Genomic DNA, 2,767 nt, shown 5'->3' on the forward strand with positions numbered 1-2,767 from the left:
TCATTGAGGTAAAATAGAGGCCAAACTAGGGTAAAATATTAAGCCTCCCTGCCCTATAGGACGGGGAGGCTTGATATTTTGCTGTCATCGGCGGAAATTTTAAAACGTAGTAATTTCAATGCACGGAGGAATTGGAAACTGCACCCAAATGCCGCTTTTGTAATATGACCCAGTCTGCCCTCGGACGTGTGCGTCCGCTCCTGGGTCTGTTCCGTCCATCCCCGGTGCCGGACCCTCCGCTGAGGTCCCCCATCTTTCGGGCGGGTTCTCCCTTAGCGCAAGGCCCTTCCGGCGCCCGTGCTTCCACCAGGCACTCCCTTTGTGCATCATCTTTTCTACGCGCGGCATGCACTCCCCTCCAGAGGTTTCCGTTTCGGGTTCTGGCGTTCTGGCAAACCCGGTTATGTTTCCTAACAGCTGAAGGGAAAAATTGTCATAGAACCTGGTACTCATAAAGGTAGCTCGTCTGTTGTCGTGTTGTGCGTGCATGCTACATTCCTTTGAGCTTACGGAACCAGATAGACCAGAGCGCTTTTACCATAGTGTTCCGGCGGCACTTCGCCCAACCGCCAGCCGGGAGACGTAGTTTCCAGATAGTAGTATTTAACACCGTCTTTAAGGTAGTAGCTGCCCCACCCCTCTGGGCACTCTACGCCTAAGGCCATGTGTCCTGGATTGCCCGGGAAAACGAGCAGCGCTGTGCGGTAGCCCAAGGCTTTGAGAATGGCGGCCAACAGTATGCTCTTGTCTTCGCAGTCACCGCCTTCCACCAGGGTTTCCACAGGGTACTTGGGGTATTCTCCTGTTTCCTCCACATAAGGTATGGCTCCCTGCACAAAGGCGGCGGCAAACTCGAGCTTGGCCTTGTGCCCGGAAGGGGCTTTTTCCGCTAGTTTTAAAGCTAGGCCTTCGGCCAATTTGTAATTTGCTTCTTCAAAGACGTACGGCACATAACCTTGCCGCATAAGGCGGTATTCCGCCTGCCGGTAGGCTGACTCCAGCTCCCGATACTCTACCAGGATCTTTTCCAGTTCTTCCCGAGCTACCCTGTAAGCCTGGAGGTAAGTCAAGTATTTCTGCCACGCGCTCTCGTAAGAATCCCCCGGCCGGATCTGGCATTGGTAGTACCAGTATTCCATGTATTGCTTGAGCAATTCCGCTCTCCGCCGCAGCTCATTTACCCTGTCTGTGTATCCCTTTATGAGGAGTTCGTGAATCCTGGGTTGCGCCCTGTAGAAACTATACATTTCTGTGGGGATGGTCAGATGCCAGGTCCACTCGTTGCCAGCCGGATCCAGCCAGTGGTATTCTTTCTCGATAAAATCTTTGTAAGGTTGTTGCGGTGGTTCGGGTCGGGGTTGGAGAAAAATGGTGACCGTCCTGCTGACTTCATCCCAGGCCACTTGAAGCCCTAGCGCCTCGGCAACGTGGCGTACAGGTAGCATCAGACGGCCTGGCGGAACTATTTCAGGTGCTACGTCCATCCAGGAAGAAACACCGTTTACGGTTATTTGCCTGCTTCCGGCGGTAAGAGTGACGACGCGGTGGCCCTTTATCAAAACTACCGAATTTGTCCTGTCGTCCCAAAGGATGTTCTTCTCATCGACTCCTCCACCTATAGCCACGTACCTCACCGGGAGGAAGGTCCGCCCTTCTTTTATATAAGGAGCCACGTCCATGGAGTAGGTTTTGCCGTCTATAGCGTAATAGCTTTTGCCTATGATGAATTGAACCGCACCTGTTTCCTCGGCGCAGACAGGAAAGACAAAAAATAGGGTAAGGATAAGGGCCGTAAGCACAACACAGGTTACCTTCCTGGTACTGACAGGGCAGTACGGCAAGGTTTCTCCCCTCTCTCCTATCCGAACTAAAAAACGTTTGCCCGAACTTTGCTAAAACCCGTGCAACAGCAGTGTAATTAACTTTTTGGGGATTAGCCCGGGAAATCGAAGGTTCGCGGTTATTTTTCGTTTTTGGGATACCCTGTACTGTAGCCAATTTATGACATTTGGAACCCACCAGCCTCCCATTAATCCAGGGTCCAGGCACCTGCGGGCTCAGAAGAGCCGGAGCTGCTCCGGCGCACCAGCGCCTCCCCCCTGCCCCCTTCCCCGCTTCGGCGTGTCGGGGCGAGCTCCTTCAATTGTAGGCAGCACTTTTTCCTCATCTTCATCTTCCTTTTCTCCAGCAAGGGTGAGTGCAGTGCCCCTGGCTACGGTCTCGATTCTCTCTTTCGGCCCCACGAACTGCCAGGCGACCAGCTTCCCGTCTTCTTTGAGGTTATAGTACTCCGCCATCCTCCGGAGGCCACCCTTCCCGGCGGCCTCCGCTACCACTGGGTCGCGGGTGTAGAGCGCCCAGGCGTCTCCCGTAAGGTGCCACACTACGGTCTTGCTGCCGGGCAGTGCGGACACCTCCAGCTATGGCAGATTGCTCCAGTTTTCTTTTTTCAGAGATCTCCGCCTGACTAATACGGACAGTCGACGATTATGCCCGGAATAGAATGGAAATGTTTTTTATTCCTGACAACGAGGACGCGACGTTGCTAGTGAAACTAGCGAGGCTTATGGCTTGCTGTTGTCAATAGGCTATGCCTTACTTTCTCTTCTCTTGGCAGATGCCTACGGTTACCACGAAGGTAATTCATGGAAACCGATCCTAGCTCAAAGGGCTCTGGTTGACTTTAGAGGAATGGCAGGTAGGCGTTTCAGCGTCTTGTTAACAGAGTCGACTAGAATTCCCACGGACTCAAGAGCGGTCACCCCAA

2 protein-coding genes are annotated in these 2,767 nt (G+C 53.2%); both read right to left on the bottom strand.

Annotated features, from left to right (window positions below):
- Window positions 1–506: 506 nt before the first annotated feature.
- Window positions 507–1,841, bottom strand: a complete 1,335-nt coding sequence (locus L5656_RS11150) for a stalk domain-containing protein (protein WP_297202949.1) — start codon at window positions 1,839–1,841, stop codon at window positions 507–509.
- A 216-nt stretch (window positions 1,842–2,057) separates the two neighbouring features.
- Complete coding sequence (locus tag L5656_RS11155) at window positions 2,058–2,297, bottom strand: hypothetical protein (protein ID WP_297202951.1); 240 nt, start codon at window positions 2,295–2,297, stop codon at window positions 2,058–2,060.
- Window positions 2,298–2,767 lie beyond the last annotated feature (470 nt).

This window comes from Thermanaeromonas sp. (assembly GCF_021890735.1).
Classification (GTDB): Bacteria; Bacillota; DSM-521; order Neomoorellales; family Neomoorellaceae; genus Thermanaeromonas.